The following is a 3,620-nucleotide window of genomic DNA, read 5'->3' as shown; positions in this document are numbered from 1 at the left end:
GGTCGGTCACCGCGGTGACCGGCTTGCCGTCCTTGTCCCGCACCGGCTGGCCGGTGCCGTCCAGCAGGTGCACGGTGACCCCGGCGATCCCGGTGTCACCGGGCTTCTGGACGCCGGAGCCGTCCTTGTCCTGCCAGACGAAGTCGCCCAGCGCGTTGTTGGAGGGTGTGACCCGCTTGACCGCGACGCCGACCTTGGCGGGCTCGGCCGGCAGCAGCTGGCGGCCGGCCGCGTCGGTGGCGGTGTACGCGAAGCTGTTCCAGGCGTACTCGCCCTCCGGCGCGTCGTAGGAGGCGACCATCGGCCAGGTCAGGGTGAAGGACTCGCCGGAGGCCATGGTGCCGGGGCGGTGGATGCGGAACCAGGTGGCCGTCCCGGGGCCGGGGAAGGTGGTGCTCCAGACTGCCGCGCTGTTGCAGCCGGTGCGGTTGACGACGACGGGCTCCACGCAGGGGTTGGGGTCGGTGGTGTACTCGATCAGCACGGTCGGGTCGCTGCTGGTGATCGGCTGGCTGAGCGACGGGGTCCAGGCGCTGCCGCGCGGGGCGTCCTGGGTGAGCACGTAGGTGTCGCCCGGGGTGGGGAGCCTGTCGTAGGCGATGAAGTCGGTGACCGGGTCGGGGGAGTCGTTGCGTACGGTCATCCGGTACGAGATCCGGCCGCCCGGGGTGGCGGTGCCGATGCTCACGTAGTCGGAGTCCAGGTCGCCCTTGACCTCCTTGTACGAGCGCAGCACCGACGGCACGTCCACCCGGATCTGCGAGGAGGCGTGGCAGAGCAGCTCGGTGGTGTTGCCGTTGCCGTTGAGGTCGAGCACGTCCGGGGTGCTGCCGCTGTCGGAGCCGGAGAACATGCAGGCGACGGGGGCGGTGGGCTGGTCCACGGTGACGTAGACGTCGTTGGTGAGGTCACCGGAGCGGATGCTGTTGGCGACCTGGACGTCGAAGAGCATCCGGTAGGCCAGCTGGTCGTGCAGGTACGTCATGTCCGGCGCGCCGGCCGGCCACTCCATCCGCAGGATCTGCCGGCCGTCCGGGCCGGGTGTCACGGTGATCGACGAAGGGGCCTTGGCGTCCGGGTAGTTGGGGTCGGGCCGGGCCGAGCCGTCGATGTAGACGACGCCGGCCGGCAGCACGTCGTAGAGCACCAGCGGCCGGTCCAGGTCGCGGGCGCTGCGGTTGTACGGGATGACCTGGAAGGTCGCCCGGCCGCCGGGGGCGGACAGCTCGCCGGCGACGGTGGTCTTGGCCGCGCCGAGGTTGGTGGCCTGGGTGATGGTGGTCTGCGCGCAGGCGTTGGCCGAGGCGTTGTTGGTGCCGTCGGTGGCGGTGGTGTCCACGCAGTTGGTCAGCGGCTCGGGGGCCTGGCGTCCGTCGTGGCCGGGGGTGGCGACCTGGGTGACCAGCTGCACCGCGTTGCCCGGGCTCCAGCCGGTGGGGATCGGGCCGTTCCAGGTGAACCGGAGGCCGTCCAGCCAGCGCCCGGCCGGGATGCCGAGCACGTCGTTGGCCGGGTCGCCCGCGCCCGGTTCGAAGGTGATCCGGCGGGTGTCGGAGCCGTTGAACGGGGTGCCCGGGGTGAAGGTCTGCCAGGTGGGGTCGCCGTTGAGGCGGTACTGCAGGGTCAGCAGGATGCTGGTGGGGTTCCACGGCTCCAGCTGGAGGGACTGCGGGAAGATCCAGTTGTAGATGCCGTCGGTGCTGCCGGCCCCGGGGTCGGTGACGGTGAGGCTGGTGGCCGGTCCGGCGGTGTTGGTGGCCGACAGGCTGAAGGAGTTGAGGTCGCCGTTGACGGTGGTGTCGCGCCAGACCTTGCTGGCGGTCACCACCACGCCGGTGGCCGGCGGCTGGAACGGGCTGGTGGTGGCGTTCGCGGTGTCGAGCTGGCGATCCGGGTCCGGCCCGATCGGGTCGCCGTGCAGGGCCACGACGTTCTCGGAGGTCGTTCCGTCCGGGAAGGAGGCCTCCGGGTAGTTGACGACCAGGACGCCGGGGATGCGGCAGCCGCCGCGCCCGTTGCCGGAGACGAACGGGCCGATGTCGTAGCCCCAGGTGTTCGGGCCGGGTGCCACCGGCGACCAGCCCGGTGAGCGGCCGGTGTCCACCACCGCGCCGGGCGGCAGGGTGTCCAGCAGCAGGCTGGTGTCCAGGTCGACGTTGGGCACGTTGTCGGTGGCGCAGGCGCTGAACTGGTAGGTGACGGTGCGTCCGTCACTGCTGGAGGTCTGGACGCCCTTGGTCACCGTGTACTGCGGCTGCACCTGGACGGCGGTGTCGGCGGTGGCGGTCTGCGAGGGCTCGCCGTTGGCCGACATGGTGGCCGAGTTGGTGGAGGTGGCGCCGTTCGGGGTGGTGAAGTTCGGGTACTTCATCGTCACCGTGACGGTGGCGGTGGTGCCCGGACTCAGGTCCTTCAGCCGGATGTCCATCGTGCCGCCCATCGCGCCCGCGGCGGGCACGGTGGAGGCGGCCACGTCCACCGAGGACGGGTCCGGCGTCCAGCCGAGGAACTGCATGTTCGAGGGCAGGGTGTCGAGGATGTTCCCGCCCGTGCACTCGGTGATGGAGCAGGTGTAGCGCAGGGTGTAGGTGACGTTCTCCCCCGGGGAGACGGTCGCCTTGTCGACGCTCTTGGTGAAGGAGATCGCGGCCTGGGCCGGTGGGGCCAGCACGCTGCTGCTCAGCAGTGAGCCCGCCACCAGCGCCAGGACCGAGACGATCCGTCCGGTCCGGTGTGGAATACGCATAGCGCGCAGTCCAGCCGATCGCCGTGCCGGGCCGGTCGGCGACACGAGGGGCGGTCGCGGCGATTCACCTGCTCGGCGGTCGCCCGCCCGGCCGCACCGCGGTCGCCGGAACGGGCGGCGGGGCCGATCATGGCGCGGGCCGCGGGCGACCGGCCCGACGGGGAGCGCCGCCCGGACCGGCCAGCCCGACGGAGCGCCCGGCCGGCCGGGCCGGTCAGCCGAACATCACGCCGGTCTCCCGGGCCAGGGTGTCCAGGCCGTAGCGGGTCACGTGCTCGGCGTTGTCCGGGTCGATGGTGCGGACGCCCTCGGCGGCGAGCCGCTCGTTGATCTCGTCCAGGTGCTGCTGGACGACCTGCTTCTCCGCGTCGGTGGTGCGGCCCTTGTGCGGCCGCCCGGCGTGTTCCAGGCTGGCGTAGTTGACCCGCTCCCGGCTGCCGGCGAGGGCCGTCGCGGAGGCGGCGGCCCGGGCGGCCGGCCTGGCGCCGCGCAGCACCTCGGCCATCGGCGCGGCCGAGGCCAGCCGGTTGAAGGTCTCGGCCTCCATCACCACCGTCTGCGGCTCCGCCCGGTCCGGGTGGTGCAGCTCGATCGTGACCAGGTCGAGCGTCAGCTCCCGCACCTCGCCCAACTCCCCGGCGAGCGCGTCGATCTCGACCGGACCGTCCGTCAGGTCGGGGTGCTGGAGCACCACCACCCGCACCAGGTCCCGGTCGTTCTCCGCGTGCCGGCCGGTCAGGTCCGAGAACCGGATGATCTTCTGGCCCATGGTCTCCCTCTCTGCCCCTGTGATCAGCCGAGAGCCTACGCCGGGATGATCATCGATGTGCACAAGCGGCCGGGCCCGGGGGATCACCCCCGGGCCCGGCCTTAC

Annotated in this window: 2 protein-coding genes; both read right to left on the bottom strand. The window is 72.1% G+C overall.

Going from position 1 to position 3,620, the window contains the following annotated elements; translation table 11 throughout:
* Positions 1-2,746, bottom strand: a 2,746-nt coding sequence (locus ACIQOV_RS32580; RefSeq protein ID WP_401054320.1) for an SdrD B-like domain-containing protein, incomplete at its 3' end; no start/stop codon positions are given.
* A gap of 214 nt (positions 2,747-2,960) precedes the next feature.
* Complete coding sequence (locus ACIQOV_RS32575; RefSeq protein WP_401054318.1) at positions 2,961-3,515, bottom strand: hypothetical protein; 555 nt, start codon at positions 3,513-3,515, stop codon at positions 2,961-2,963.
* Between the last annotated feature and the right edge of the window lie 105 nt (positions 3,516-3,620).

This window comes from Kitasatospora sp. NPDC091257 (assembly GCF_044757675.1).
Taxonomy (GTDB): Bacteria; Actinomycetota; Actinomycetes; order Streptomycetales; family Streptomycetaceae; genus Kitasatospora; species Kitasatospora lactacystinica.
Note: the sequence above shows the minus strand (reverse complement) of the source record. Positions and strands in the feature narration are given on the sequence as shown.